This window comes from Spirulina subsalsa CS-330 (genome assembly GCF_028330765.1).
GTDB lineage: Bacteria > Cyanobacteriota > Cyanobacteriia > Cyanobacteriales > Spirulinaceae > Spirulina > Spirulina subsalsa_A.
In genome coordinates this window covers 18,471-40,009 of record NZ_JAQMTY010000166.1, presented here as the reverse complement: position 1 = coordinate 40,009, position 21,539 = coordinate 18,471, and the positions used below count along the sequence as shown (strand labels likewise).

Here is a 21,539-nt window from a genome sequence, read left to right as displayed (position 1 = left end):
TATACGGAATTATCTATGGATATTGAGCCTCAACTTCAGCAACTCTTGCACAACGCCCCCCAAGACGGCAAAACGCCACAACTATTAACCCAAGCCGTAATTCCGGTACTCCGCGCCTACGCCCGCCACATGAAATATCCCAATTACTACGTGGTGCAAAATCAGCAAAAGCGTTGGGTACTCACGACCCTGAGCAATCGAGCCGAGCCGGACTTAGAAAAAAAAGTCGTCTATGCCTTCGCCTCTCCCCAAGACGCGATGACCTTCAACGGTCGCGCCGAAGCTGACTTACGCCCCGTTTCCCTACCCGTCACCCATATTTTCTTCCAACTCTTCGCCCTCAAAACCGTAGACAGCCTCGTCTTTTTTGAAAAATCGGGAGAATTTACAGCCGGCAAAGAAATCAAACGAACGGAGCTAGAAAACCTCGTCCAACAACAATTCCTCAAAACCAAACCCTCCCCCCCCGCCGATTTTGCTTAGTGATTGGTGGGAACAGGCGAAGCCCTGATCCCGTAGTAATGAGTGATTTTATTGAGTATGTTAGGTACATTTGCGATGCTATGCCAATCTGATGCTGATCAAAAACAATCTGTATTTGCAATGCTGAAACAAGCACCGATAAGTAATAGATTTGAAACGGCTGATGCCGTAGATGACTATCTCAATCACGAGCGGAATTCATGGGACAGTCTCGATTCAGAATCAGATGAATGATTGATTCATTGAACGTTTAGAGTCACACCATCGAAATGCGATCGCCCACCTGAACCCGCATCCCATTGGCAAAATCCCAGCCCGACTGGGCGCGTTTTCCGGCGGGTTGTACCTCCCGCAGCAGGAGTAAGCCCGACCCGGTTTGCACCACGGGGCCGTATTTTTTGATCACCTTGACCACCGTGCCGGGAGCGGCAGGGGGGAGGTCTTGGAGTTGGGCTTGGAGGGGGTGAAATTCGGGGGGAAGTTGGGGCCAGGAGTCGGGATGGAGGGGAACCGTGGCGAGGACTTTGAGGGGGGCGTTGCGGAATGGGGTGACGCAATTGGGGTAGAAGCCGCGAATTTGGTTGTGGAGGGCGATCGCACTGCCGGCCCAATTCAGTTGAAAATCGGCTTTTTTCAGCAGGGGGGCATAGGTGGCGAGGCTGTCATCTTGGGGGATGGGGGCGATCGCACCCGTGGCTAATCCGGGTAGCGTCTTGGCCAGAAGATCGGCGCAATCGTCAGCCAGGGTGGCCATCATCGTTTGAGCATTGTCCAGCAGACCGATAGGAACCTGGGAGGTGAGCAACATCGGCCCGGTATCCATGCCCGCATCCATTAACATCGTCGTCATCCCCGTCACCGTCTCCCCATTACAGATCGACCATTGAATCGGAGCCGCCCCCCGATAGGCGGGCAGGAGTGAACCGTGACCATTGACACAACCCAAACGGGGCATATTCAGGATTTCCGTTGAGAGGATTTGGCCATAGGCCACCACCACAAAAACATCCGCCTTGAGGCTGCGGAGGTGATCGAGGGTGGGGGGGTCTTTTTTGATCCGGCGCGGTTGCCAGACGGGGAGAGTGGCGGCTTCGGCGGCGGCTTTGACGGGGGAGGGAATGAGGCGTTTACCGCGCCCTCTGGGTTTGTCGGGTTGGGTGACGACGGCGACCACGTCAAAATCTGGGGCGGCGATGAGGCGCTTGAGGCTGGGGACGGCGAATTCAGGTGTGCCGAAAAAGACGAGTTTGAGCATGATGATGGCGAGATGGGCTAATCGATGGCGATTTCAAGACGGCGGTTTTGTTGGGCTTCGCGATCGCTGCTGGGGTCGGGGGTGATGGGGTAGCGATCGCCGTAGCCAATGGCGACCCAACGGGCGGATACCTCTTGTTTGAGGTAGGTTTCCACGGTTTGCGCCAGTTGATAGGACAGTTCACGATTGCGGGTGGGGTCGCTGTGGTGATTGGTATGGACGGCAATCCGGATCGTTTGGCCGCTGTAGGCGCTGAGGTCGCCGACGATCGCATCCAAAATGGTGGTTCCGGAATCGGAAATCGTATTGGCCTCGTTAAAAAGGAGGTCATTGGGGAGGGTGATTTGGAGGCGTTGGCCGGGAAGGTTGGCGGTTTGGGATAAGGGGGGGGTGGCCTGGGCTTGGACGGTTTCCTGCAACTGGGCGATGCGATCGCGCAAGGGTGATTCTGTGGGGGAGAGTCCCAATTGACTTTCGAGAATGGTGATGCGATCGCGCAGTTGTTGCCATTGCGCATCAACTCGCTCAATTTCGGTGCTGAGGGGTTGGGACAGCGCCGTGGTTTGGCTGGAGGCAACGGGAGCGGGGCGTTGGATCGCGTCCCACAGTTGAGCGAGGAACGGTTGAGACGCGGGGACATTGGGTTCACGGTTGAGGGCGATCGCCACCCCCAACGCCATCGCCAACGTACTACCAAACCCCAGCAAAATTAAGCGCAATGTGCCATCCCAAAGCCAACCCGGCCATGAACGCGCCGGGGGTTGAGTGGGTAAATAGTCGTGACGATTCTTGCTCTGATCCGTAGGCTGTATCACATCCAAAGTTTGAGCCGAAAGAGTCCAGATTCCATCCTACACCGTCTCTCCTTTGACTTTTGAATCCACGCAGACCTATGATCACCCCATGTCTTAATTCTCCTGTACCCCTATCTTGACAGTGAAAGCCGTCTTACCCCCCGCCTGGTGCTATCCTCAGCCCACGCTTTTCCTCTCCATCCCCACCTCAGCCACGACGGTAGACTCAACTCCATCCTCCCTGACACGGGGGGAACCGGGCACGGTATTCACCCCCGATGCCAATAGTGATCCCCTCAATAGTCCCTACCCGATCCCCTGGACTTGGATTCTCAACACCCATGCGGAACTGCGCCAACTGTCCCATGCGGACATCCGCTACTATCGCAGCCCCGCCATTGTCTCCCCGGATGGTGCGTATATCACCTACAGCCGCATTCAAATGAGCATCGACGATCGCTTCTTCCGGAGCACGATCAGCAGCGTCATGTTTCTCGAAACGGTCAAAACGGGAGAATTACAAACCATCACCGCCTCGTCCCCCCTCGCCATTGACCCCGATGGCCATGATGCGACCGGCACAGGGCCATCGGGGGTGGCCTCGCTCCTCATCCCGGTGTCGTGGTCAGAGTCGGGCGATCGCCTCCTCGCCCGTCAATTTGAAGGCCTCCTCAGTACCTCCATTGCTTCGGACTACGCTGTCATTTGGGAACGCGACAGCCAACGCACCACCACCCTATCCCCCCGTGGCATTGACTATTCCAACGCGGTGTTGTTGGGGTGGAGTCATCTCAATCCCCATGCCGTCTTATTCCGGGCTGGGGTGCTAGGGGATGACCCGTGGCTGCTCTGGAGTGTGACCGAAGCCGAAACCAAACTAGCCGCCGGGGATCAACCCACCGTCTACGGTCAAACCCAGCAACCCCTCTGGTCTGGCGCTCAGGTCAACTGATCGACGTTCAACCCGTCAGTTAACGAGCCATCCGTTAACAATCCAATGGCCTGAACCAAAACTCGCATTTAGTTGATGTCATCGCCAGAGGTGCTGGCCAGTTGTTCGAGGCGTTCCTGCTGCTCGCGTAACTTCATTTCGTACCGTTTTGCCCGCAAAATTTGCAGCGCCCGTTCGCGGTTTTGCAGTTGCGATCGCCCGCCCAAGCAACTTAGTCATTGCTACCAAAACAGCACATCCCCACCTTGATAGGATTTAACGGTGAAGTTAGCCTGCGCCGCTTCCGACTGTTCTCTTCGCTTGAACCAAAGACATCTTATGCCAAATCTTGTATTTTCAAAGCAACCAATTATCTAATTTCAAGGCAGGCACACGCTCAAATTCACGGATATTTGCTGTAATAAGAGTCAGATCAAGAGCTAGGGCATGAGCAGCAATCAGTAAATCATTTGGACCAATTGGGGTTCCTGCTTGCTCCAAATTTGTACGAATTGAGGCATATTGCTCATCTACAGGTGATTCCAACGGCAAAACTATCAAAACTTCAAGGATGCGTTCTAGTTGCTGTACCAGACGGGAGGAACCACTCTTAACTACTCCAAATCGTAGTTCACACGCCACAATGATGCTAGTACAAATGCTATCTTCCCCGACATCGACAATATGGTGGAAAATCCGACCTTGAGGATGTCTGATCAAATCTGACAGGATATTTGTATCAAGGAGGTATTGATAGGGCATTGGGTGGTACTAAAGTGTGATGTCATCAAGGGGAAGTAACCCCTCATCTAGATTAGGAAAATCATCCGTAATGTCTGGCAACGTCGTTAGCAAAGAAAGGAGAGAATGAGCAGGAATGAGTTCAATGATTAAGCGATGACCTTCTTTGCGTAACAAAACTTCTGTACCTGATAGGGCAAGTTCATGGGGAATAGTTAGGACTTGATCTTGTCCATTTGTTAGTAAGGAAACATGACGAGAGTTTTGCATAAGTGACCTCTTTGTTGTTTGAACTGTGAGGAAATCGGTGAAAATCTATGTAAAAAATATCTGTGAGTGTTGTAGCTGTGGCATATCCAACGATCTGACCCGAATCGATCGCCTGGAACAGTCGTTCTGCATCGTGGCAAAATGGCTCTCTTTGCAATAGAAAATCTAGGAGAATATTGGTATCGATTAAAACTCTCACTGAAGGTATTTTTCCACCCGACGCTCTTCTAGCATCGCAGCTACTTCTGGGTTAGTGGGTGCAGGCTGGTCTGTTTTGAGTAAGCCGCGCATCCGTCGAATTGCACCAGAACGATCAGGCTTTGGACTTGGGGTATTCTGCAACGAATCAATGATGGCACTGACCAACGCAAGTCGATCGCTCGGTGATAACTTGACCGCTGCTTCCTTGAGGTTTTGCAGTAACATAGACAGCTCTCTAGTCCAGATAGTCTAGATTATATTCAAAACAATTCCGATCGCGCCCCCGTGCCCACCTGCGATCGCCGCAACGACATCACCGCCTCCTGTAGTTCCCGCTTGAGCATAGCGCGATCGCGCTCCTGGAAAGTGGGTAGACTTCCCTGATCCTGCCAATGTTGTTGAAAAGTAGGCATTGTCTCCAAAAAAATCACATTGTTAGGCAAGCTACGAGGATTTGAACGCTAAACTGAAACCAAGCTCAATACATACTGCTTTCTCAATTTCTTCCCAATAAACTTCTTCCAAAATACCCTGTTTATGCTTAATTCTCTGAGCATCTACAGCCCTCATTTGACTTAAGTTGATGTGCCGATCTCTATCGAGTCCATTCTGCGTAGTTGGTGTAATATTCACCACGAACGGATAAGTCTTTGTTCCAGGCAGCAAGGGAGCAACGATTGTTGTTGCCCCATTTTGGTTGCCGATATCATTTTGCAAAATTAGACAAGGGCGTTCTTTATTGGTTTCATGACCAATCACAGGTTTCAGCTCAACCCACCATATCTCTCCTCGCTGGTAGGTTAAGTTTCCGTTAGGCATTTAAACCATCGCCCACTGCAACATCCCAAACAGAGATTTCTTCCTGGAACTCCGGGTCATTAGCTTGATCTTTATAAGCATCTTCTAGCTCTTTCATGAAAATCCTTCTCTTCTCTCGCCGGAGGACATCATTGATAAAGCTGCTACGATTGCTTGCTAGCCGATCTACAAACTCTAGAACTTCGTCATCCAAGGTTATACTGACTTTCTTACTCATGCCTGTAAGCTGCCCACGACAGTCTAGTAGGATTGCGCTGTCATACTAAGCAATCCTACATCAGTTGTCAATGATTCTGCCTTTAAACAACTGGTAAGTAGATTGAATGCCTAACGTTCCGCCTCACCCGCCGCTAGTAACCTCTCAAACTCAACGAGAAGACTCGAAACGGTCGGGTGCAGGCGGATTGTTATGCTGCGATCGCTCACCAACAAGTTTATCCAATAGATTGCCAATCCGACGCTGTAATAAACCGAGCAAGATGAGCAACATTCGTTGTTGCAACAATCACTTCTGCCACCTCACTTCCGAGAAGACGGGCTTGAGCAGACAGAATTACATCCCCATCTAACGCTTTAGCATCTGCGGTAGGTTGTCCGGTTTTCCTCGCTTCTGCCCACAATTCAGCTGCCAGAAGCATGGTATCGGTTTGAATGGGAATGTAGTCGAGCGTTTGTTTCAAGTCGTCCAGCCGCCGCAAACTTCTCAGCAATCCTGCTCGGAGGAGTTCACGGCGAACTTCATAATCTGAAATTTCGGGAATGGCCACCCTTTCTCCACGTCGTAAGAGGGATTTTAGCCATAGCTGACAATCAAGGGGAATGCCTGCGGCTTTTGGATTCGTGACCATTCCCAGTGGTCCAGAATCCAGCAAAATCAGACGACTCATGGGAATAAAGGGCGATCGGACAATCGATCTTCATCTAGAGCCGTTTTTAAAAAGTCCCAAGCTTGCTGATGTTCCGATGCATCCTCAGTCTCACCCAGCCATGAATCTAGAAGATCGATCGCTGCTTGATTTTTTCGGGCTTGCTCTGCATCAATAACAGGTGGAGCAGTTGATGGAATTTTCTGTCGGAACTGGCGTAAAGCATCCAGCAAATCTGCCCAATATTCTCTAGGCGTTGCTTCGATTTCATGAAGCAGCAATTCAAGAGAGGTTGGAGGTGAGCTAGAATGGTCTACCATATCTGCAAAGCTTCTGTAGTTATATCAATCTAACGCAAGCGATCGCCTACTTATATTTTACCTTTAGCTTCATTGTACCCGAAGCAACCGCAATAAACTCAATTGGAACACCGTCAAAATCTGAGCCTAGACCAATACCAGCTTTTTGAGACATTGTAATCTCTATTTCATCAGCACCATTTTCTTTTCCTGCTTTAATGATGTCGATCGCCACTTTTCTTTGTTCTTCCATCTCTTTTTCGTTAGCAGCTGATGTAAGAGTGGCAATACCGTCAAATAAGGTTTTTCCAAGCCAAACTGCTGCTGACACAGGACTTACCATCAGGACAACGGCAAGCGCATTTTCACGCCCTTCTTTTGTAGTGAGGTCAAATGTTTGATTAGAATCACTCATGATTTGTCAAGCCCTCCAGTAAAACGCAAAATGATTGAGCAGCATAACGGTTCGGGTCAGTCGTATTTTAGCGTAAGTCCTGTTCTGGAAGTGCCTCAACTGCCCAACTCGATCGCCCCCCGTACAGGGCCAGGCCACAACCTGAAGTTAGGCCCGCGCACTGAATGCCGCGTGGAACGTCACCACCCCACAGGGTGACGATGGGACAAAATGAACTGTTCCGTGTGCGCTGTGTGCGGTGCATTGAGGAACGCAGGGACCGTTACGGCATGGATGGCCGCAACGTCTGAAGACAATTCCTGGCGTATAACTGGGGTCGTGAATCCTCCCTCACTCCGTTGCACTGGCCAACTGTTCCAGGCGTTCCTGTTGATCTTGGGAAATGCAGGCTTGGATGATTAAATCAATGTCACCATCGAGGGCATTGGCGAGGCTGAAATTGTGGCCGAGACGGTGATCGGTGATGCGATTGTCTTTGTAGTTGTAGGTGCGGATTTTTTCCGATCGCGCCCCCGTCCCCACCTGCGATCGCCGCAAAGAAGTCACCGCCTCCTGCTGTTCGCGTAACTTCATTTCGTACAGTTTTGCCCGCAAAATTTGCAGCGCCCGTTCGCGGTTCTGGAGTTGCGATCGCTCCTCCGTACAAAACACCCGAATCCCCGTCGGCTTATGGATTAAGTCCACCGCCGTCTCCACCTTATTCACATTTTGGCCCCCAGCCCCGCCCGATCGAGCTGTCGAAATATCCAAATCCTTCGGATCAATCGCCACCTCCACCTCATCCACCTCCGGCATCACCGCCACCGTTGCCGTCGAGGTATGCACTCGCCCCCCCGCTTCCGTCACCGGCACGCGCTGCACCCGATGCACCCCCGCCTCAAACTTCAACTGGCTATAGACCCGCACCCCTTGAATTTCCAAAACCGCTTCTTTAAATCCCCCCATTTCCGCGATCGATTCACTCACCAGCGCCACTTTCCAGCCCTGGGTATCGGCATAGCGCGAATACATCCGCAACAAATCCCCCGCCCAAATACTGGCTTCATCGCCCCCAGTCCCCGCCCGAATTTCCAGCATGATGTTTTTCTCATCATTCGGGTCACTGGGCAGGAGTAACACTTTGAGTTGATTTTCTAAGGTGGCGATCTGCTCTTCCAGTTCCCGCACCTCAAGCTGCGCCATTTCCTGCATTTCCAGATCCCCCTGAGACTCTTTTAAAATCTCCCGCGCTCCTTTCAATTCTTGGGTGGCTTTTTGCCACGCTTCATAGGCGATTACGGTCTCTTCTAGCGATGCCCGCGCCTTCGCCACCCGTTGCAGTTCATCCGGATTTGTCACCACATCGGGGTCAGCCAAACGTAGGGAAAGCTCTTGAAAGGTCTGCTCAACCGATTTTAATTTATCAAGTAAATAGGCTTCTGCCATGGTGCTATCTCCGGACAACTCTAACTTTTGAACTGTTGAATCTCATACCAATTCTCAAAATTCAGGCTACGGAACAAGGGGCTTAAGCCCCTTGCCTGCATCACTTTCTCTGTAGTTTCCATTTAGGAAATTGGTATAACGTGCAACGATGGGAACAATCTAAACTCTGAGATACAACGAACCCAGCAGAATTTCTGCTGGGTTCGTTGTTGATCGTGCGGGGCTATTTCGTTTCGGTATCGGTCCCAGCTTCGGTGGTCGTGGTGTCGAGCATCCCATATTTCCGCATAAACCGATCGACACGACCTTCGGTATCGATGATTTTTTGCGTTCCGGTGTAGAAGGGGTGATTTCCCGACCAAATTTCCACGTTAATTTCGGGCTGGGTGGAGCCGACGGTCATCACAACTTCACCGTTGCAAATGACCTTAGCGTCGGGATACCACTCTGGATGAATCTCAGGTTTAGGCATGATTGACTGTTCCTATCTAACTGTACCAAGGGGAGGAAGGGGCGATTACCGTTTCGAGAACTGGGGAGCTTTACGCGCTTTCTTCAAACCGTATTTCTTCCGCTCTTTCGCTCTGGGATCACGGGTTAAGTACCCTTCGGATTTGAGGGGTTGGCGATTGTCGGGGTCGAGTTTACACAGGGCACGGGCGACACCGAGTTTAACGGCATCGGATTGACCGGTGAGGCCGCCGCCGTGGGCCCGGACTAAGATGTCGTATTCTGCTTCTAAGCCCAGGGTTTCGAGGGGGGCTTTGACGCTGGCGAGGTAACTGGGGTTGTAGTTGAAGTAGTTATCGCCAGGGCGGTCGTTGACTTTAATTTGGCCAGTGCCGGGAACGAGACGGACGCGGGCAACGGAGCTTTTCCGGCGGCCAGTGCCCCAATAGACGGCGCGATCGCTGTTATCTTGCATAATCGAATAGTTCCTAAGCGTGGGTTTTGATGGTGAGGGTTTCGGGTTGTTGGGCGTGATGCTGGTGATTCGGCCCAGCATAGACTTTTAAGTTGGTGAACAACTTCCGCCCCAAGGCATTCTTGGGCAGCATGCCTTTCACCGCCTGCTCAATGATTCGTTCCGGAATCCGAGCTTGGAGGTGATCGAAGGTTTCGGTCTTCATCCCCCCCGGACGACCGGAGTGGCGACGGTAAAGCTTCTGAGAGCCTTTATTGCCCGTGACGGCTACTTTTTCAGCGTTGACAACAATCACATAGTCCCCGGTATCCATGTGGGGGGTGAAGTAGGTTTTATTTTTACCGCGCAGAACATTGGCAATCTCGGTCGCGAGACGACCTAAGCGTTGATCGGCTGCGTCAACGACGTACCATTTTTTTTCAACAGTAGCCAGGGTAGGTAAAACAGTTTTTTCCATAATGAGGGATGCAAATCCAGTTTAAGGGTTGAACATAAATAGGGGTTGGGTGTCAAACCATACCTCTTGCGGAAAGGGCATTTCAGGATAGCCGACCCGTAAGAGACACAGACCTTGGGCGGGAGCCGCATACTTGACTAAGTCACGCCGTTGGTTGACCCAAATATCTGTAAAATTTTCGGGCGATCGCGTTCCGTTCCCCACTTCAAGCAGGAGCCCAACTAATAAGCGTACCATCCCATACAGAAAACCATTCGCCTGAATCTCCACATGGAGGAATTTTCCGCGCCGATAACAATGGGCAGCTTGGATATCCACCCAAGAATGCTGACGATCAGAGCCGGATCGATGGAATGCCGCTAGGTGATGGCGACCCAGCAACGGATGGAGAACTTGATCCATCCGGTCTGCATCGAGGGGCAATTGGTAGTAATGCCAACAGTAGGGACGCACAAAAAGATTGGGATGCTGATCAGTATAAAAGCTGTAGCGATAGCGTCGCCACAAAGCCGAAAAACGGGCATGCCAGCGAGATGGGACGGAAGCCGAAGCCCGGATCGTCACATCATCTGGCAAACGACTATTGAGCACCTTGGCCCAGCGATGGGCTGGGATCGGGCTATTCACTTGGAAATGGGCAACCTGCGCCGCCGCATGAACACCGGCATCGGTTCGACCTGCACCATGGATGGCAACCGGGTAGCCCAGCACAGTGGCGATCGCGTCTTCAATATCCGCTTGAACCGTGCGTTGGTTGGGTTGACGTTGCCAGCCATGGAAGTGAGTTCCGAGATACTGAATGACGAGGGCAACTCGTTCGGTGGCGGCTTGCACGGGTCCTTCAGAGGTCACCGGTTTCTAGGCTTCGCCCACCAACTCAATAATGGCCATTTCCGCGTTGTCACCGCGACGACGCACGGTGCGAACAATCCGGGTATAGCCCCCGTTGCGATCGCCATAGCGATCGTTCGCACTGGCAAACAAATTATGCACCAGTTTTTTATCATAGATATACCCCAAAGCCTGACGACGAGCCGCTAGCGACCCATCCTTCGCCAGGGTAATCATCTTATCCGCCGTCGAACGCACCGCCTTCGCCCGTGCCTTCGTCGTTTTGATTTGACCATTGCGAATCAACTGAGTCGTCAATGCCCGGAGCATTGCCTTGCGTTGATCCGCCGGTCGCCCTAGTTCAGGAACACGACACCGATGCCGCATAATACCTCCTCATGTAAACTACAAAACAATCAAACTGGCTCCATTCCCCAACCTAGGGTTTGGATTTTTCCTGCGGGAGTGTGATTCCCAATCGCTGCTGTAACGCTTCGATTACTTCTTCTGCCGACTTTTGACCAAAGTTTTTGATCTCTAAAAGGTCTTCTTGGGAGTAGTCCAAGAGATCAGCCACCGTATTGATTTGGGCGCGCTTCAGGCAGTTATAAGCCCGCACCGACAATTGCAATTCCTCGATGGGAATTTGACTCGTGGGGTCTTCGTCCTCCTGTTGATCTTCTTGAATGGCTTCTAAGGTGAGATCTTTGAGCGGATTGAATAATTCCACCACAATGCCGGCGGCTTGGGACAAAGCTTCTTCGGGTTTAATGCTGCCATTCGTCCAAATGTCTAAAATCAGGCGATCTTTGGACATCGAACCATCCACCAACGCATCTTCTACAACGTAGTTGACTTTGCTGACGGGCATAAACACCGCATCAATTTGCATGAAATCAAGGGCAGTGGCTTCGTCACGGGAACGATCTACCGATTGGTATCCCTTCCCCCGTTCAATCCGGAACTCCATTTCGAGCCGTGCGCCTTCGGCCAAAGTGGCAACATACTGGTTCTTGTCCACCACTTGCACCTCAGACGGTAGATCAAACTGACCCGCCGTCACCGTGTCTGGCCCCGTCGCGACCAGACGGCCAATCTGTGGCCCGGTTGCAAAGCTTTGGAACACCACTTCCTTCATATTGAGCAGGATTTCGAGAACATCTTCTCGAACCCCTGAAATAGTAGCAAATTCATGACTGACCCCGGCAATGCGTACCGCAGTGGCCGCAGCGCCTTCGAGATTTGCAAGCAACACACGACGAAGTGCATTCCCTACAGTAATGCCTTGTCCCCGTTCTAAGGGTTCAAGAACAAACTTACTGTATTGACTTTGATTTTTGTGCGTCTTGGACTCAACGCACTCAATTTGAAACTGTATCACGCCTTACAAACTCCCTTCCTTAGCTCTATCTCCGGTACCCGCTTGATCAATTCTTGGCCTAGACGCGGCGACGTTTGGGAGGGCGACAACCGTTATGGGGAATAGGAGTAACATCCCGGATTAATGTGATTTCCAGCCCTGAGGCTTGGAGTGCCCGAATTGCGGTTTCTCGACCCGCGCCGGGGCCACTGACCATCACTTCGAGTTGACGCATGCCTTGCTCAATGGCGCGGCGAGCCGCACTATCAGCAGCGGTTTGGGCCGCAAAGGGGGTACCTTTTTTCGCGCCCTTAAACCCGCTAGAACCGGAGGAGGCCCAGGAAATGACGTCGCCCTTGGTGTCGGAGATGGTCACAATCGTATTGTTGAAGGTGGAGGTGATGTGGGCTACACCATTGGGGACGTTGCGCTTTGTTTTTTTTGTCCCGCCCTTTTTGGTTGGTCGTGCCATGGTTTCTGTCGAAAGGTAATGATTGAATCAAAAAATTTACGTCAAGAGGCTTGCTGTAGATGGGCAAGATGAACCCTATTTCTTAGCAGCTTTTTTCTTGCCGGCAACGGTGAGACGACGACCTCGGCGTGTACGTGCGTTGGTGCGTGTCCGCTGGCCCCGGACGGGAAGTCCTTGGCGATGCCGGCGGCCTCGGTAGGTACCGATGTCGGCGAGTCGCTTGATGTTCATGGACTCCCAACGGCGCAAATCCCCTTCGATTTGATAGTTATCGATGCAGGTGCGCAGTTTGGTAATGTCTTCGTCAGCTAGGTCTTTGACGCGGGTATCAGGATTGACACCTGTTGCCTCAAGGATTTCATGGGAGCGGGACAGGCCGATTCCATAAATGTAGGTCAAACCAATTTCAATACGTTTATCTCTGGGTAGGTCGATACCAGCAATTCGTGCCACGCTTGTTTCTCCCTAGTGTGCTATCTTGGTGGTCAATTGGAATAAGGTTTAAAATGCGGTGAAGATCTCTCTAACCTTGACGCTGCTTGTGCTTGGGGTTAGTGCAGATCACCATGACTCTGCCTCGTCGGCGAATGACGCGGCATTTTTCACAAATTTTCTTTACGGATGCTCTAACTTTCATGGGTGCTTAGGTGACACTGCAAGCTCTTAATTGTATCAAATAGAGTGCTTGTGAGCAAGACAATTTTGTGCTTGTCACGGGGACTATTTTTTACGGAGCCGGTAGGTGATGCGACCTTTGGTGAGGTCGTAGGGGGTGAGTTCTACTTTGACGCGATCGCCGGGCAGAATTTTAATGTAATTGCGACGAATTTTCCCGGAAATATGGGCTAAGACATTAAACCCATTGTCAAGGTCAACTCGAAACATGGCGTTGGGTAACGATTCCGTTACCGTGCCTTCCATTTCAATGAGATCTTGTTTGGACAAACTGTAAACTCCTCTCTTCGCTGACAATAAAGGTGGTGATTCTGGGGATATCGGGGGAGGGTGATTGAGGTCATAGGCTGAAGTTAGCCTGGTTCCCGGTCGAGTAATAATCCCCGCTATCGTAACAAATGATGTTCTAGACTAGTCTGCAACAAGCATTTGCAAGGTTGAACCCACCTCGTCGGGGGTGCGATCGCCATCGACAATATGTAAATTTCGATCCTGATAAAACTCAATCACAGGTGCGGTTTCTTGGCGATACACGACCAAGCGATGGCGAATGGTGGCTTCGTTGTCATCCTTCCGTTGACGATTCATCAACCGATTGACAAGCACATCTTCAGGGACGGTGAGACTAATCACACAGACCCCATCTTGATGAAGTTCGGTGAGCAATTGGTCGAGGAATTGAGCCTGACTGACATTGCGGGGAAACCCATCGAGAATCCAACCGGATTGAGTATCGGATTGGCTCAGCCGCTCCCGAATCAGGTCGAGAATCAGACTGTCGGGCACAAGGTCTCCGGCATCAACGTAGGCTTTTGCCTTTTGACCTAGGGGGGTTTGTTGGGCGATCGCCCCTCGAATTATTTCCCCAGTAGAAATGTGAGGGATGTTCGCCGTAGCAGCCAAGCGTTCAGCTTGGGTGCCTTTGCCGGCCCCTGGCGGCCCTAAAAAAATCAAACGTTTACTCATAGCGATCGCGAATTATCTCTTCCCAAACAACGATTCAACACCAACGGCAGTCCAGAGGGCAGCGTTACTTTTTAACCATGCCTTCATAGCGCTGCGAGATCACATAGGTTTGGATCTGCTTCGCCGTATCAATGGCAACCCCGACTAAAATTAACAAGGATGTCGATCCCAACCCCCGCAGTGTTTGAATCCCCATGGCACTTTCAACAGCAGTCGGCACCGTAGCCACCACACTCAAGAATGCTGCACCTAAGAACGTCAGGCGATTAATCACCCGCTCTAGATACTCACTGGTGGCACGTCCGGGACGAATCCCCGGAATGCTAGATCCCATTTTCTTGAGGTTTTGTGACATATCCACCGGATTCACAATCAACGATGAATAGAAGTAGCTAAAGAACAAAATTAGGGTGAAAAAGACCAGCACGTAAATCCAAGGTGTGGGGCCATCCATCCGAATGGCATTGGACACCGGGGCTAAAATCTGGTTTAAATCCCCCAAAAATCCCTCTTTACCCTGGGTAAACTGTGCCAAAGATGCCGGTAAAAATAACACCGCTGAGGCGAAAATAATCGGCATCACCCCCCCTTGATTGAGGCGGAGGGGCAGGTAGTTTGTCCGTTCACGGTAAAGACGGCGACCCACTTGGCGACGAGCGGAGATAATCGGAATTCGGCGTGTCCCTTCCTGGACAAAGACAATCCCCACAATCATCAACAAAAAAGCCAGCAGCAGAATCACGACTTTGGCAATTTCATCGCGTCCGCCTTGTTGAGCGACCCCTACGGTTTGTCCCAAAATGGTCGGCAGCACCGCCACAATGTTGACGAAAATCAACAGGGATGCACCATTGCCAATGCCCCGTTCTGTGATTAGCTCAGAAATCCACATGACGAACATGGAGCCGGCGGTGAAGGCAATCACCGTTTCAACGAAAAAGACCGGGCCCGGTTCGTAGGCGTAGCTTTGTACCCAGGTTGTGAGCATCACACTTTGCAGCGCAGCCCAGCCGAGGGCAACGTAGCGGGTAATCTGAGAGATTTTGCGTCGGCCGGCTTCCCCTTCATTTTTCTGCAAATTTTCTAACGACGGGAGCGCCGCCGTGAGCAATTGCATGATGATGGAGGCATTAATGAACGGTAAGATGCCGAGAGCAAAAATACCCAGCAAGGAGAGTCCTCCACCGGAAAATACATCTAAAAAACCAATTAACGGCGTGTCTTGGACTTCGCGACTGAAGCGAGCTAGATCGACACCGGGAACCGGTAAATAAACGCCAAGACGGACGAGCACGAGGAGGCCAATTGTGATTAAAAGACGACCTCGTAGCCCCGCAGCTTGGGCCATTTGCATAAAGGTTTCTTGAGCCGTTGGTGTTTTATCGCGGCTGACAACCATGAAGGGTTACCTCATTGATACAGAGTTTGGGGAAGTTAAGAGCGATCGCAGGAGCTTCAAATCATTCCCACGACATAAGCATTCCGACGGCAGAACGCTGATCTAGTATGACTTACCCAGCGACAACTTCACAACTACCGCCCGCCGCCTCAATTTTCTGCCGAGCACCAGCGGTAAAAGCCGCCGCCTTAACTGTTAACGCCACAGACAACTCACCATCGCCTAACAGTTTCAACGGGCCATCATTGGCCGTCACGATGCCACAATCCATCAAGGACGCTAAGGTCACTTCAGCATTGGCCGGCAACTCAGCCAACCGTCGCACATTCACAATCGTGAACAGCTTCGGATTAATCACCGTAAAGTGTTTTAACTTCGGAACACGCCGATACAGGGGCATTTGACCCCCTTCAAACCCCGGCTTCGTGCCGGTACCAGAGCGAGACTTTTGACCCCGCATCCCGAAACCACAACTGGCCCCTTGGCCCGCTGCAATCCCGCGTCCCACACGACGGCGGCGTTTATTTGACCCAGCCTTGGGCGTAGCATCATTAATGTTCATGATTTTTGTTCAGAGTCTTGACCCTTCAACCTTGATTCGGACAATTAGATATAAAGCTTTTCAATGGGAACATTGCGCTCTTGGGCCACATCCCGGAACGTCCGCAGCGTTTCGAGCGCATCCACAGCCGCCCGCGCATTATTGAGGGGGCTACTCGATCCGAGCTGTTTCGCCAGAATGTTTTTGACCCCAGCGAGTTCTAGGACGGTACGCACAGCACCCCCAGCAATTACCCCAGTACCGGGAGCTGCTGGGCGCATCATCACCTTTGCACCGCCGGCAACGCCGCGAGCTGGATGGGTGATCGAGTTCGCCTTATTCAACGGCACATCGACTAACTGCTTCTTGCCATCCGCAACGCCTTTGCGGACAGCGCCGATCACATCGGCTGCTTTACCAACACCGACACCGACTTTGCCATTTTCATCACCGACGACCACAATTGCCCGGAAACTGAGCTTTTTACCGCCTTTGACAACCTTGCTGACCCGGCGAATTTGAATAACCCGCTCTTGAAAGAGTTCTTCTTTCTTGGTGCGGTTCCCTTTTTTACCTTTTGTTTTTGCCATCGTTACTTACTTTGTTTAAGATCACCGATTTAGAAGTCGAGACCCGCTTCACGGGCAGCCTCTGCCAAGGCCTTCACACGACCATGGTAGAGATTTCCCCCCCGGTCAAAAACAACGTGCTGAATGCCTTTGGCTTTGGCACGTTCTGCGATCAATGTGCCCACCGATGTGGATGCATCACAGTTTGCCCCCGATGGCAGATCTGTCTTGAGTTCTTGATCAAGACTAGACGCAGCGGCAAGGGTATGTTGCTGCACATCGTCGATTAATTGGGCATAGATATGATTATTAGAACGGAAAACGGCCAAGCGGGGGCGGGTTGCTGTCCCGCTGACTTTTTTCCGCAGTCGCCGGTGGCGACGGTGCAGTTGAGCTTTACGAGTTGTTTTCATGGTCTATTTCTTCCCTGCCTTACCAGCTTTGCGTCGAACCACTTCGCCTTTGTAGCGAATCCCTTTGCCTTTGTAGACTTCGGGGGGGCGTACAGCCCGAATTTGAGCGGTGACGTTACCCACAATTTCTTTGTTGATGCCGCTGACCACCACTTGGGTGTTTTTTTCGGCGACGGCAAACTGCACACCTTCGGGGGGTTGAATTTCAACGGGGTGACTGTAGCCGACACTGAGGACTAAGGTAGTGCCTTGCATTTGGGCACGATACCCTACCCCTTGGATGATCAGTTGCTTTTCATAGCCGTTGGACACACCTTCGATCATGTTGGCGATCAGGGTGCGGGACAGGCCATGACGCTCGCGGCATTTGCGGCTTTCGTTGTGACGCACCACGGTGATGGTGTTGCCATCTTGATGGATGTCAACCATGCCGGGAATCTGGCGTTCAAGCTGACCTTTGGGGCCTTTGACGGCCACATGGTTGCCGTCGATGGTGACAGTAACTTTATCAGGAACGGTTATTGGACGTTTGCCAATCCGAGACATAAGTGTTTACTCCGAGGTTGGGGATAAGCGGGGGGCTACCAAATGTAGCAGAGGACTTCACCACCAATACCGCGCTGCCGGGCTTCACGATCGGTCATGATGCCGCTGGAGGTGGAGATGATGGCAATCCCGATGCCGCCAAGGACACGGGGCAATTCTTTGCGGTTTTTGTAAACGCGGAGACCGGGTTTACTAATCCGTTTCAGGGTGTTGATGATCGGTTTGCGGGTACGGCCCGCGTATTTGAGGGAAAGGGTGAGTTGTTTTTTCACGCCTTCGCCTGCTTCTTCATAGTCGGCAATGAAGCCTTCGTCTTTGAGGACACGGGCGATGTCGCGTGTCATCCGAGTCGAGGGGACGTTGGTGGTGCTATGTCTCACGGCTCCGGCGTTACGGATGCGAGTGAGCATGTCGGAAATAGTGTCGTTGGCCGCCATAAGCGTGTGTGTTCCTCCTTCGTAACGGGGTTCTATTGATTACGGAAGGGCATGCCCATTTCTTTGAGCAACGCGCGACCTTCTTCGTCTGTGTTGGCGGTGGTCACGATGGAGATATCCATCCCTCGGATTTGATCGATGCTGTCGTAGTCGATCTCTGGAAAGATAAGTTGCTCACGAACGCCGAGGCTGTAGTTTCCCCGCCCGTCGAAGCTTTTGGGGCTGATGCCACGAAAGTCACGGATGCGAGGCAGCGCCAGGCTAATTAGACGATCCAAAAAAGCGTACATGCGATCGGAGCGGAGGGTTACCATTACGCCGACGGGCATTCCTTCACGGATTTTGAAGCCGGCGATCGCTTTTTTCGCACGGGTCACGACGGGACGTTGACCACTAATGATCGCGAGTTCACTTAATGACGATTCAAGTGCTTTCGCATTTTGAGAGGCTTCACCAAGACCCCGATTGAGGGTGATTTTATGCACCTTGGGCACTTGGTGAACGTTGGTGTACCCAAATTGCTCGGTGAGCTTGGGGACAATGGTGTCTTGGTAGAGTTGCTTGAGTCGTTGGGACATGATGGGTATTCATGGGGCAACCTGGGCTTGGTCAGGTGGCCAAATAGGTGGACTAATCGATGATTTCACCGGTTTTTTTCAGCATCCGCACTTTACGACCGTCAGCGTTGACGGTGTAGCTGATGCGGCTTGCCACTTGCTCTTTATTGGAATAGAGCATGACGTTGGAGCTGTGGATGGGGGCTTCAAAGGTTTCAATGCGACCGGATTCGCCTTCCTGTTGGGGCTTGACGTGTTTGGTGCGAATGTTGACCCCTTTGACCACCACTTTGCTGTCGGTGGGGATTGACCGGATGATTTCCCCGACTTTGCCTTTGTCACGGCCGGAGATCACTTGGACGGTGTCTCCTGCTTTGACGTGCATTTTCTGGGCTGTTTTGGGTGCGTTGCGTTTTGCTTTTGCCATTTAGATGACCTCCGGTGCCAATGAGACAATTTTGGTGTAGTTGCGATCGCGCAATTCGCGGGCAACCGGGCCAAAGACGCGGGTTCCTTTCGGATTCCCATCGCTATTGATGATCACCGCTGCATTGTCATCAAAGCGAATGCTCATGCCGCTATCCCGACGCAGGGATTGCTTGGTTCGCACAATGACAGCCGTGACAACATCGGACTTTTTAACCCCTTGGTTCGGGATTGCTTCTTTGACAACGGCGATAATGCGATCGCCAATGCCGCCATAACGGCTATTGCCTTTACCCAACACTCGCAGACACATCAGCTTACGAGCGCCGCTGTTATCGGCAACATTGAGATAGGTTTGTTGTTGAATCATTGCTCTTGAACAGGGTTAGGGAATGCTTACCGATTCGTGATTTCGAGAACTTCAGTGACCGTCCAACGCTTGGTACGACTGAGGGGGCGGCTCTCACGAATCCGGACGCGATCGCCCTCATTACACTTGTTGTCTTCGTCGTGGGCCTTATACTTTTTCGTCTTAACGACAATCTTGCCGTATTTGGGATGAGGGGCACGGTTTTCAATCGCAACAACAACCGTTTTATCCATCTTGTTGCTGACCACCAAACCCACACGTTCTTTAACCGCCATCGTTGCTTACTCCTCTGCTGTAGTAGTTGGGGTAGATTGAGTTAACTGCCGCTCCCGTTCAACGGTGAGCAACTGAGCGATCCAATGGCGCGTATGTTTGAACTCATGGGGGGTTTCAAGACGACGAGTCGCCTGTTGAAGCCGCAACTCAAATAGTTTCCGTTTCGCGCTCACAATCTCCGTTGATAATTCCTCATCACTGAGCTTGCGCGCATCTGCAACCTTAGGTAATGCCATCGTTAACTTTCAACCTCCTTACGGGTGATGAATTTCGTCTTAATCGGGAGCTTCTGAGAGGCCAGACGCATCGCTTCTCGTGCCACTTCCTCAGACACACCATTCATCTCAAACATGATGCGACCCGGCTTCACCACAGCCACCCAAAACTCAGGCGACCCTTTCCCGGAACCCATCCGGGTTTCCGCCGGACGCATCGTCACCGGCTTATCCGGGAAAATGCGAATCCAAATTTTGCCACCCCGGCGCACATAACGAGTCATGGCGCGTCGAGCAGCCTCAATTTGGCGAGAGGTAATCCAGGACGGTTCAATCGCTTGGAGGGCAAAATCGCCAAAATTCAGCGTCGTGCCGCCCTTCGCCAGCCCTTTCATCCGACCGCGTTGTTGTTTGCGGAATTTTGTTCTTCTGGGACTTAACATAATGTGCTTGTGTTAAAAATGACTCGTAACATTCCGGCCCGGTGCATCACCGCTTATTCCGAGCGGTCTTCAAACTGACGGTTACGGCGTTGACGGCGAGCGGGTTGTTGGCTCGGTGTGGCTGCCGCCAATTCTTCTTGACCTGGGATGATTTCGCCTTTGAAGACCCAAACCTTAATCCCCAGAATGCCGTAAATGGTTTTAGCCGTACGGTAGGCGTAGTCAATATCAGCCCGGAGGGTATGGAGAGGAACACGGCCTTCCCGCGTCCATTCAGTCCGCGCAATTTCTGCCCCGTTGAGGCGACCCCCCACTTGGATTTTGATGCCTTGCACCTCAGCCCGTTGGGCCCGTTGAATCGCTTGGCGGACAACCCGGCGGAAGGAAACCCGACGTTCGAGTTGTTGGGCGATATATTCGGCAATTAAGACCGAATCCGCATCGACGCGGGCCACTTCGATCACATTGACGCGAATTTGGCGCGTGCCACCGAGGAGTTGCTGAAGGCCTGTGCGGAGGGCTTCAATGCCGCTGCCGCCACGACCCACGACAACACCCGGACGGGCGGTATGGATTTCGAGGTCGATTTGATCGGCTTTGCGTTCGATGCGCACGTCAGAAATCCCCGCATTGCTGAGATTCGCTTGGACATGTTCACGAATTTTGTGGTCTTCTTGGAGTAGTTCTGGGTAACGCTTGCGATCGGCGAACCACCGAGACCGGTGTTCTTTGATCACGCCAAGGCGAAAGCCAGTTGGATGTACTTTTTGTCCCACGGTTGTGTTCCTCTTATTCGTCGTCTAGGGCGGGGGCAACGGCAACGGTAATGTGACACGTTGGCCGTTGGATTTGATAGGCTCGACCTTGGGCGCGGGCCCGGAAGCGTCTGAGTTTGGGGCCTTGGTCGGCGTAGGCACTGCTGACCATCAAGGTGCTGGGGTCGAGACCGTTGTTATGCTCGGCATTGGCAACGGCAGACCGTAACACTTTCAAGATCGGGCCGCAGGCGCGGTAGGGCATGAATTCAAGGATGATTAACGCCTCACGATAGGAGCGACCTCGAATTTGGTCGAGGACACGCCGGACTTTGTTGGGGGACATCCGGATATAGCGGGCGATCGCTTTCACTTCTTCTCTGGTATCTACTGCCATGATTTTCTCC

The 21,539-nt window shown here is 52.0% G+C and carries 41 protein-coding genes and 1 pseudogene; 3 read left to right on the top strand and 39 right to left on the bottom strand.

The features are described 5' to 3' along the window. Positions 1-15: 15 nt before the first annotated feature. Complete coding sequence (locus tag PN477_RS11420) at positions 16-483, top strand: hypothetical protein (RefSeq protein WP_272118213.1); 468 nt, start codon at positions 16-18, stop codon at positions 481-483. A 57-nt stretch (positions 484-540) separates the two neighbouring features. Then, positions 541-717, top strand: coding sequence for a hypothetical protein (locus PN477_RS11415; protein ID WP_272147290.1), 177 nt, complete (start codon positions 541-543; stop codon positions 715-717). A gap of 22 nt (positions 718-739) precedes the next feature. Here PN477_RS11415 and fmt read toward each other — a convergent pair whose 3' ends face one another. Further along, positions 740-1,738, bottom strand: a complete 999-nt coding sequence (gene fmt / locus PN477_RS11410; RefSeq protein ID WP_272118211.1) for a methionyl-tRNA formyltransferase — start codon at positions 1,736-1,738, stop codon at positions 740-742. 17 nt (positions 1,739-1,755) lie between these two features. Beyond that, positions 1,756-2,553 (bottom strand): OmpA family protein, encoded by a 798-nt coding sequence (locus PN477_RS11405; RefSeq protein ID WP_272118230.1) that lies wholly within the window; start codon positions 2,551-2,553, stop codon positions 1,756-1,758. Positions 2,554-2,674: 121 nt separating this feature from the next. On the opposite strand from PN477_RS11405, the gene PN477_RS11400 reads away from it, so the two are divergent. Then, complete coding sequence (locus PN477_RS11400; RefSeq protein ID WP_272118228.1) at positions 2,675-3,484, top strand: hypothetical protein; 810 nt, start codon at positions 2,675-2,677, stop codon at positions 3,482-3,484. Positions 3,485-3,582: 98 nt separating this feature from the next. On the opposite strand, the pseudogene PN477_RS11395 reads toward PN477_RS11400, so the two are convergent. The 37 genes and pseudogenes from PN477_RS11395 to rplV all read right to left on the bottom strand — a co-directional run. Beyond that, positions 3,583-3,693 (bottom strand): annotated as a pseudogene (locus PN477_RS11395) (peptide chain release factor 1); the annotation flags it as partial. A 127-nt stretch (positions 3,694-3,820) separates the two neighbouring features. Next, positions 3,821-4,225 (bottom strand): type II toxin-antitoxin system VapC family toxin, encoded by a 405-nt coding sequence (locus PN477_RS11390; RefSeq protein ID WP_272118207.1) that lies wholly within the window; start codon positions 4,223-4,225, stop codon positions 3,821-3,823. A 9-nt stretch (positions 4,226-4,234) separates the two neighbouring features. Next, positions 4,235-4,474 carry an antitoxin gene (locus PN477_RS11385; RefSeq protein ID WP_272118205.1) on the bottom strand — a complete coding sequence of 80 codons (240 nt, stop codon included), beginning with the start codon at positions 4,472-4,474 and terminating at the stop codon, positions 4,235-4,237. Beyond that, positions 4,407-4,673: a PIN domain-containing protein gene (locus PN477_RS20755; protein ID WP_334310543.1), complete on the bottom strand. Its 267-nt coding sequence runs from the start codon at positions 4,671-4,673 to the stop codon at positions 4,407-4,409. The genes PN477_RS11385 and PN477_RS20755 overlap by 68 nt, the downstream gene beginning before the upstream one ends. Next, the gene (locus PN477_RS11380; RefSeq protein ID WP_272118202.1) at positions 4,670-4,900 is read right to left on the bottom strand and encodes a hypothetical protein; all 231 of its coding nucleotides are present in this window, start codon (positions 4,898-4,900) and stop codon (positions 4,670-4,672) included. Before PN477_RS11380 ends, PN477_RS20755 begins: the two co-directional genes overlap by 4 nt. 35 nt (positions 4,901-4,935) lie before the next feature. Continuing rightward, positions 4,936-5,088 (bottom strand): hypothetical protein, encoded by a 153-nt coding sequence (locus tag PN477_RS11375; protein WP_272118200.1) that lies wholly within the window; start codon positions 5,086-5,088, stop codon positions 4,936-4,938. A 31-nt stretch (positions 5,089-5,119) separates the two neighbouring features. Continuing rightward, the gene (locus PN477_RS11370; protein ID WP_272118198.1) at positions 5,120-5,494 is read right to left on the bottom strand and encodes a type II toxin-antitoxin system PemK/MazF family toxin; all 375 of its coding nucleotides are present in this window, start codon (positions 5,492-5,494) and stop codon (positions 5,120-5,122) included. After that, positions 5,487-5,711 (bottom strand): type II toxin-antitoxin system MazE family antitoxin, encoded by a 225-nt coding sequence (gene mazE / locus PN477_RS11365; protein ID WP_272118196.1) that lies wholly within the window; start codon positions 5,709-5,711, stop codon positions 5,487-5,489. Before mazE ends, PN477_RS11370 begins: the two co-directional genes overlap by 8 nt. 217 nt (positions 5,712-5,928) lie before the next feature. Further along, positions 5,929-6,381 carry a type II toxin-antitoxin system VapC family toxin gene (locus PN477_RS11360; protein WP_272118193.1) on the bottom strand — a complete coding sequence of 151 codons (453 nt, stop codon included), beginning with the start codon at positions 6,379-6,381 and terminating at the stop codon, positions 5,929-5,931. Then, a complete protein-coding gene (locus PN477_RS11355) occupies positions 6,378-6,680 on the bottom strand; it encodes a hypothetical protein (protein ID WP_272118192.1) in 303 nt (100 codons plus the stop codon). Before PN477_RS11355 ends, PN477_RS11360 begins: the two co-directional genes overlap by 4 nt. 46 nt (positions 6,681-6,726) lie before the next feature. Further along, on the bottom strand, positions 6,727-7,074 hold the full coding sequence (locus tag PN477_RS11350) for a hypothetical protein (RefSeq protein WP_272118189.1): 348 nt from the start codon (positions 7,072-7,074) through the stop codon (positions 6,727-6,729). 330 nt (positions 7,075-7,404) lie between these two features. Then, on the bottom strand, positions 7,405-8,499 hold the full coding sequence (gene prfA, locus PN477_RS11345) for a peptide chain release factor 1 (protein WP_272118187.1): 1,095 nt from the start codon (positions 8,497-8,499) through the stop codon (positions 7,405-7,407). A 223-nt stretch (positions 8,500-8,722) separates the two neighbouring features. After that, complete coding sequence (gene rpmE, locus PN477_RS11340) at positions 8,723-8,971, bottom strand: 50S ribosomal protein L31 (protein WP_272118184.1); 249 nt, start codon at positions 8,969-8,971, stop codon at positions 8,723-8,725. A 45-nt stretch (positions 8,972-9,016) separates the two neighbouring features. Further along, positions 9,017-9,424, bottom strand: a complete 408-nt coding sequence (gene rpsI / locus PN477_RS11335) for a 30S ribosomal protein S9 (RefSeq protein WP_072621649.1) — start codon at positions 9,422-9,424, stop codon at positions 9,017-9,019. A 13-nt stretch (positions 9,425-9,437) separates the two neighbouring features. Next, on the bottom strand, positions 9,438-9,881 hold the full coding sequence (gene rplM, locus PN477_RS11330) for a 50S ribosomal protein L13 (protein ID WP_272118180.1): 444 nt from the start codon (positions 9,879-9,881) through the stop codon (positions 9,438-9,440). A gap of 21 nt (positions 9,882-9,902) precedes the next feature. Then, complete coding sequence (truA, locus tag PN477_RS11325; protein ID WP_417158796.1) at positions 9,903-10,715, bottom strand: tRNA pseudouridine(38-40) synthase TruA; 813 nt, start codon at positions 10,713-10,715, stop codon at positions 9,903-9,905. A 24-nt stretch (positions 10,716-10,739) separates the two neighbouring features. After that, complete coding sequence (rplQ, locus tag PN477_RS11320; RefSeq protein ID WP_272118175.1) at positions 10,740-11,099, bottom strand: 50S ribosomal protein L17; 360 nt, start codon at positions 11,097-11,099, stop codon at positions 10,740-10,742. Between the two features lie 52 nt (positions 11,100-11,151). After that, positions 11,152-12,093: a DNA-directed RNA polymerase subunit alpha gene (locus tag PN477_RS11315; protein WP_072621645.1), complete on the bottom strand. Its 942-nt coding sequence runs from the start codon at positions 12,091-12,093 to the stop codon at positions 11,152-11,154. Between the two features lie 58 nt (positions 12,094-12,151). Beyond that, the gene (gene rpsK / locus PN477_RS11310) at positions 12,152-12,544 is read right to left on the bottom strand and encodes a 30S ribosomal protein S11 (RefSeq protein ID WP_072621644.1); all 393 of its coding nucleotides are present in this window, start codon (positions 12,542-12,544) and stop codon (positions 12,152-12,154) included. A gap of 75 nt (positions 12,545-12,619) precedes the next feature. After that, positions 12,620-12,997: a 30S ribosomal protein S13 gene (gene rpsM / locus PN477_RS11305; protein ID WP_272118169.1), complete on the bottom strand. Its 378-nt coding sequence runs from the start codon at positions 12,995-12,997 to the stop codon at positions 12,620-12,622. Between the two features lie 70 nt (positions 12,998-13,067). Continuing rightward, on the bottom strand, positions 13,068-13,181 hold the full coding sequence (gene rpmJ / locus PN477_RS11300) for a 50S ribosomal protein L36 (protein WP_015178722.1): 114 nt from the start codon (positions 13,179-13,181) through the stop codon (positions 13,068-13,070). 83 nt (positions 13,182-13,264) lie between these two features. Beyond that, entirely contained in the window at positions 13,265-13,489 is a 225-nt protein-coding gene (gene infA / locus PN477_RS11295; protein WP_006276978.1) for a translation initiation factor IF-1, read from the bottom strand. A 141-nt stretch (positions 13,490-13,630) separates the two neighbouring features. After that, entirely contained in the window at positions 13,631-14,185 is a 555-nt protein-coding gene (locus tag PN477_RS11290) for an adenylate kinase (protein WP_272118166.1), read from the bottom strand. A gap of 64 nt (positions 14,186-14,249) precedes the next feature. Beyond that, positions 14,250-15,584 carry a preprotein translocase subunit SecY gene (gene secY / locus PN477_RS11285; RefSeq protein WP_072621641.1) on the bottom strand — a complete coding sequence of 445 codons (1,335 nt, stop codon included), beginning with the start codon at positions 15,582-15,584 and terminating at the stop codon, positions 14,250-14,252. A 112-nt stretch (positions 15,585-15,696) separates the two neighbouring features. Beyond that, a complete protein-coding gene (gene rplO / locus PN477_RS11280; protein ID WP_272118162.1) occupies positions 15,697-16,146 on the bottom strand; it encodes a 50S ribosomal protein L15 in 450 nt (149 codons plus the stop codon). A 44-nt stretch (positions 16,147-16,190) separates the two neighbouring features. Beyond that, on the bottom strand, positions 16,191-16,715 hold the full coding sequence (rpsE, locus tag PN477_RS11275; RefSeq protein WP_072621639.1) for a 30S ribosomal protein S5: 525 nt from the start codon (positions 16,713-16,715) through the stop codon (positions 16,191-16,193). Positions 16,716-16,744: 29 nt separating this feature from the next. Beyond that, positions 16,745-17,107, bottom strand: coding sequence for a 50S ribosomal protein L18 (rplR, locus tag PN477_RS11270; RefSeq protein ID WP_272118159.1), 363 nt, complete (start codon positions 17,105-17,107; stop codon positions 16,745-16,747). Positions 17,108-17,110: 3 nt separating this feature from the next. Further along, on the bottom strand, positions 17,111-17,653 hold the full coding sequence (gene rplF / locus PN477_RS11265; protein ID WP_072621637.1) for a 50S ribosomal protein L6: 543 nt from the start codon (positions 17,651-17,653) through the stop codon (positions 17,111-17,113). Positions 17,654-17,688: 35 nt separating this feature from the next. Next, positions 17,689-18,090, bottom strand: coding sequence for a 30S ribosomal protein S8 (gene rpsH / locus PN477_RS11260; RefSeq protein ID WP_072621636.1), 402 nt, complete (start codon positions 18,088-18,090; stop codon positions 17,689-17,691). 32 nt (positions 18,091-18,122) lie between these two features. After that, positions 18,123-18,668 carry a 50S ribosomal protein L5 gene (rplE, locus tag PN477_RS11255; RefSeq protein ID WP_072621635.1) on the bottom strand — a complete coding sequence of 182 codons (546 nt, stop codon included), beginning with the start codon at positions 18,666-18,668 and terminating at the stop codon, positions 18,123-18,125. Positions 18,669-18,720: 52 nt separating this feature from the next. After that, positions 18,721-19,074 (bottom strand): 50S ribosomal protein L24, encoded by a 354-nt coding sequence (rplX, locus tag PN477_RS11250; RefSeq protein WP_272118154.1) that lies wholly within the window; start codon positions 19,072-19,074, stop codon positions 18,721-18,723. Then, positions 19,075-19,443, bottom strand: coding sequence for a 50S ribosomal protein L14 (gene rplN / locus PN477_RS11245; RefSeq protein WP_272118152.1), 369 nt, complete (start codon positions 19,441-19,443; stop codon positions 19,075-19,077). A 26-nt stretch (positions 19,444-19,469) separates the two neighbouring features. Further along, positions 19,470-19,718 (bottom strand): 30S ribosomal protein S17, encoded by a 249-nt coding sequence (gene rpsQ, locus PN477_RS11240; RefSeq protein ID WP_072621632.1) that lies wholly within the window; start codon positions 19,716-19,718, stop codon positions 19,470-19,472. 6 nt (positions 19,719-19,724) lie between these two features. Beyond that, positions 19,725-19,955 carry a 50S ribosomal protein L29 gene (rpmC, locus tag PN477_RS11235; protein WP_072621631.1) on the bottom strand — a complete coding sequence of 77 codons (231 nt, stop codon included), beginning with the start codon at positions 19,953-19,955 and terminating at the stop codon, positions 19,725-19,727. A gap of 2 nt (positions 19,956-19,957) precedes the next feature. Next, positions 19,958-20,377 carry a 50S ribosomal protein L16 gene (gene rplP / locus PN477_RS11230; RefSeq protein ID WP_072621630.1) on the bottom strand — a complete coding sequence of 140 codons (420 nt, stop codon included), beginning with the start codon at positions 20,375-20,377 and terminating at the stop codon, positions 19,958-19,960. Between the two features lie 53 nt (positions 20,378-20,430). After that, the gene (rpsC, locus tag PN477_RS11225) at positions 20,431-21,153 is read right to left on the bottom strand and encodes a 30S ribosomal protein S3 (protein WP_072621629.1); all 723 of its coding nucleotides are present in this window, start codon (positions 21,151-21,153) and stop codon (positions 20,431-20,433) included. Positions 21,154-21,166: 13 nt separating this feature from the next. Next, entirely contained in the window at positions 21,167-21,529 is a 363-nt protein-coding gene (gene rplV / locus PN477_RS11220) for a 50S ribosomal protein L22 (protein ID WP_072621628.1), read from the bottom strand. Between the last annotated feature and the right edge of the window lie 10 nt (positions 21,530-21,539).

Coding starts and splice junctions, on each gene's coding strand:
- PN477_RS11420 (WP_272118213.1), top strand. CDS start 16: ATGGATATTGAGCCTCAACTTCAGCAACTCTTGCACAACGCCCCCCAA.
- PN477_RS11415 (WP_272147290.1), top strand. CDS start 541: ATGTTAGGTACATTTGCGATGCTATGCCAATCTGATGCTGATCAAAAA.
- fmt (WP_272118211.1), bottom strand. CDS start 1,738: ATGCTCAAACTCGTCTTTTTCGGCACACCTGAATTCGCCGTCCCCAGC.
- PN477_RS11390 (WP_272118207.1), bottom strand. CDS start 4,225: ATGCCCTATCAATACCTCCTTGATACAAATATCCTGTCAGATTTGATC.
- PN477_RS11385 (WP_272118205.1), bottom strand. CDS start 4,474: ATGCAAAACTCTCGTCATGTTTCCTTACTAACAAATGGACAAGATCAA.
- PN477_RS11380 (WP_272118202.1), bottom strand. CDS start 4,900: ATGTTACTGCAAAACCTCAAGGAAGCAGCGGTCAAGTTATCACCGAGC.
- PN477_RS11375 (WP_272118200.1), bottom strand. CDS start 5,088: ATGCCTACTTTTCAACAACATTGGCAGGATCAGGGAAGTCTACCCACT.
- PN477_RS11370 (WP_272118198.1), bottom strand. CDS start 5,494: ATGCCTAACGGAAACTTAACCTACCAGCGAGGAGAGATATGGTGGGTT.
- mazE (WP_272118196.1), bottom strand. CDS start 5,711: ATGAGTAAGAAAGTCAGTATAACCTTGGATGACGAAGTTCTAGAGTTT.
- PN477_RS11360 (WP_272118193.1), bottom strand. CDS start 6,381: ATGAGTCGTCTGATTTTGCTGGATTCTGGACCACTGGGAATGGTCACG.
- PN477_RS11355 (WP_272118192.1), bottom strand. CDS start 6,680: ATGGTAGACCATTCTAGCTCACCTCCAACCTCTCTTGAATTGCTGCTT.
- PN477_RS11350 (WP_272118189.1), bottom strand. CDS start 7,074: ATGAGTGATTCTAATCAAACATTTGACCTCACTACAAAAGAAGGGCGT.
- prfA (WP_272118187.1), bottom strand. CDS start 8,499: ATGGCAGAAGCCTATTTACTTGATAAATTAAAATCGGTTGAGCAGACC.
- rpmE (WP_272118184.1), bottom strand. CDS start 8,971: ATGCCTAAACCTGAGATTCATCCAGAGTGGTATCCCGACGCTAAGGTC.
- rpsI (WP_072621649.1), bottom strand. CDS start 9,424: ATGCAAGATAACAGCGATCGCGCCGTCTATTGGGGCACTGGCCGCCGG.
- rplM (WP_272118180.1), bottom strand. CDS start 9,881: ATGGAAAAAACTGTTTTACCTACCCTGGCTACTGTTGAAAAAAAATGG.
- rplQ (WP_272118175.1), bottom strand. CDS start 11,099: ATGCGGCATCGGTGTCGTGTTCCTGAACTAGGGCGACCGGCGGATCAA.
- rpsK (WP_072621644.1), bottom strand. CDS start 12,544: ATGGCACGACCAACCAAAAAGGGCGGGACAAAAAAAACAAAGCGCAAC.
- rpmJ (WP_015178722.1), bottom strand. CDS start 13,181: ATGAAAGTTAGAGCATCCGTAAAGAAAATTTGTGAAAAATGCCGCGTC.
- PN477_RS11290 (WP_272118166.1), bottom strand. CDS start 14,185: ATGAGTAAACGTTTGATTTTTTTAGGGCCGCCAGGGGCCGGCAAAGGC.
- secY (WP_072621641.1), bottom strand. CDS start 15,584: ATGGTTGTCAGCCGCGATAAAACACCAACGGCTCAAGAAACCTTTATG.
- rplO (WP_272118162.1), bottom strand. CDS start 16,146: ATGAACATTAATGATGCTACGCCCAAGGCTGGGTCAAATAAACGCCGC.
- rpsE (WP_072621639.1), bottom strand. CDS start 16,715: ATGGCAAAAACAAAAGGTAAAAAAGGGAACCGCACCAAGAAAGAAGAA.
- rplR (WP_272118159.1), bottom strand. CDS start 17,107: ATGAAAACAACTCGTAAAGCTCAACTGCACCGTCGCCACCGGCGACTG.
- rplF (WP_072621637.1), bottom strand. CDS start 17,653: ATGTCTCGGATTGGCAAACGTCCAATAACCGTTCCTGATAAAGTTACT.
- rpsH (WP_072621636.1), bottom strand. CDS start 18,090: ATGGCGGCCAACGACACTATTTCCGACATGCTCACTCGCATCCGTAAC.
- rplE (WP_072621635.1), bottom strand. CDS start 18,668: ATGTCCCAACGACTCAAGCAACTCTACCAAGACACCATTGTCCCCAAG.
- rplX (WP_272118154.1), bottom strand. CDS start 19,074: ATGGCAAAAGCAAAACGCAACGCACCCAAAACAGCCCAGAAAATGCAC.
- rplN (WP_272118152.1), bottom strand. CDS start 19,443: ATGATTCAACAACAAACCTATCTCAATGTTGCCGATAACAGCGGCGCT.
- rpsQ (WP_072621632.1), bottom strand. CDS start 19,718: ATGGCGGTTAAAGAACGTGTGGGTTTGGTGGTCAGCAACAAGATGGAT.
- rpmC (WP_072621631.1), bottom strand. CDS start 19,955: ATGGCATTACCTAAGGTTGCAGATGCGCGCAAGCTCAGTGATGAGGAA.
- rplP (WP_072621630.1), bottom strand. CDS start 20,377: ATGTTAAGTCCCAGAAGAACAAAATTCCGCAAACAACAACGCGGTCGG.
- rplV (WP_072621628.1), bottom strand. CDS start 21,529: ATGGCAGTAGATACCAGAGAAGAAGTGAAAGCGATCGCCCGCTATATC.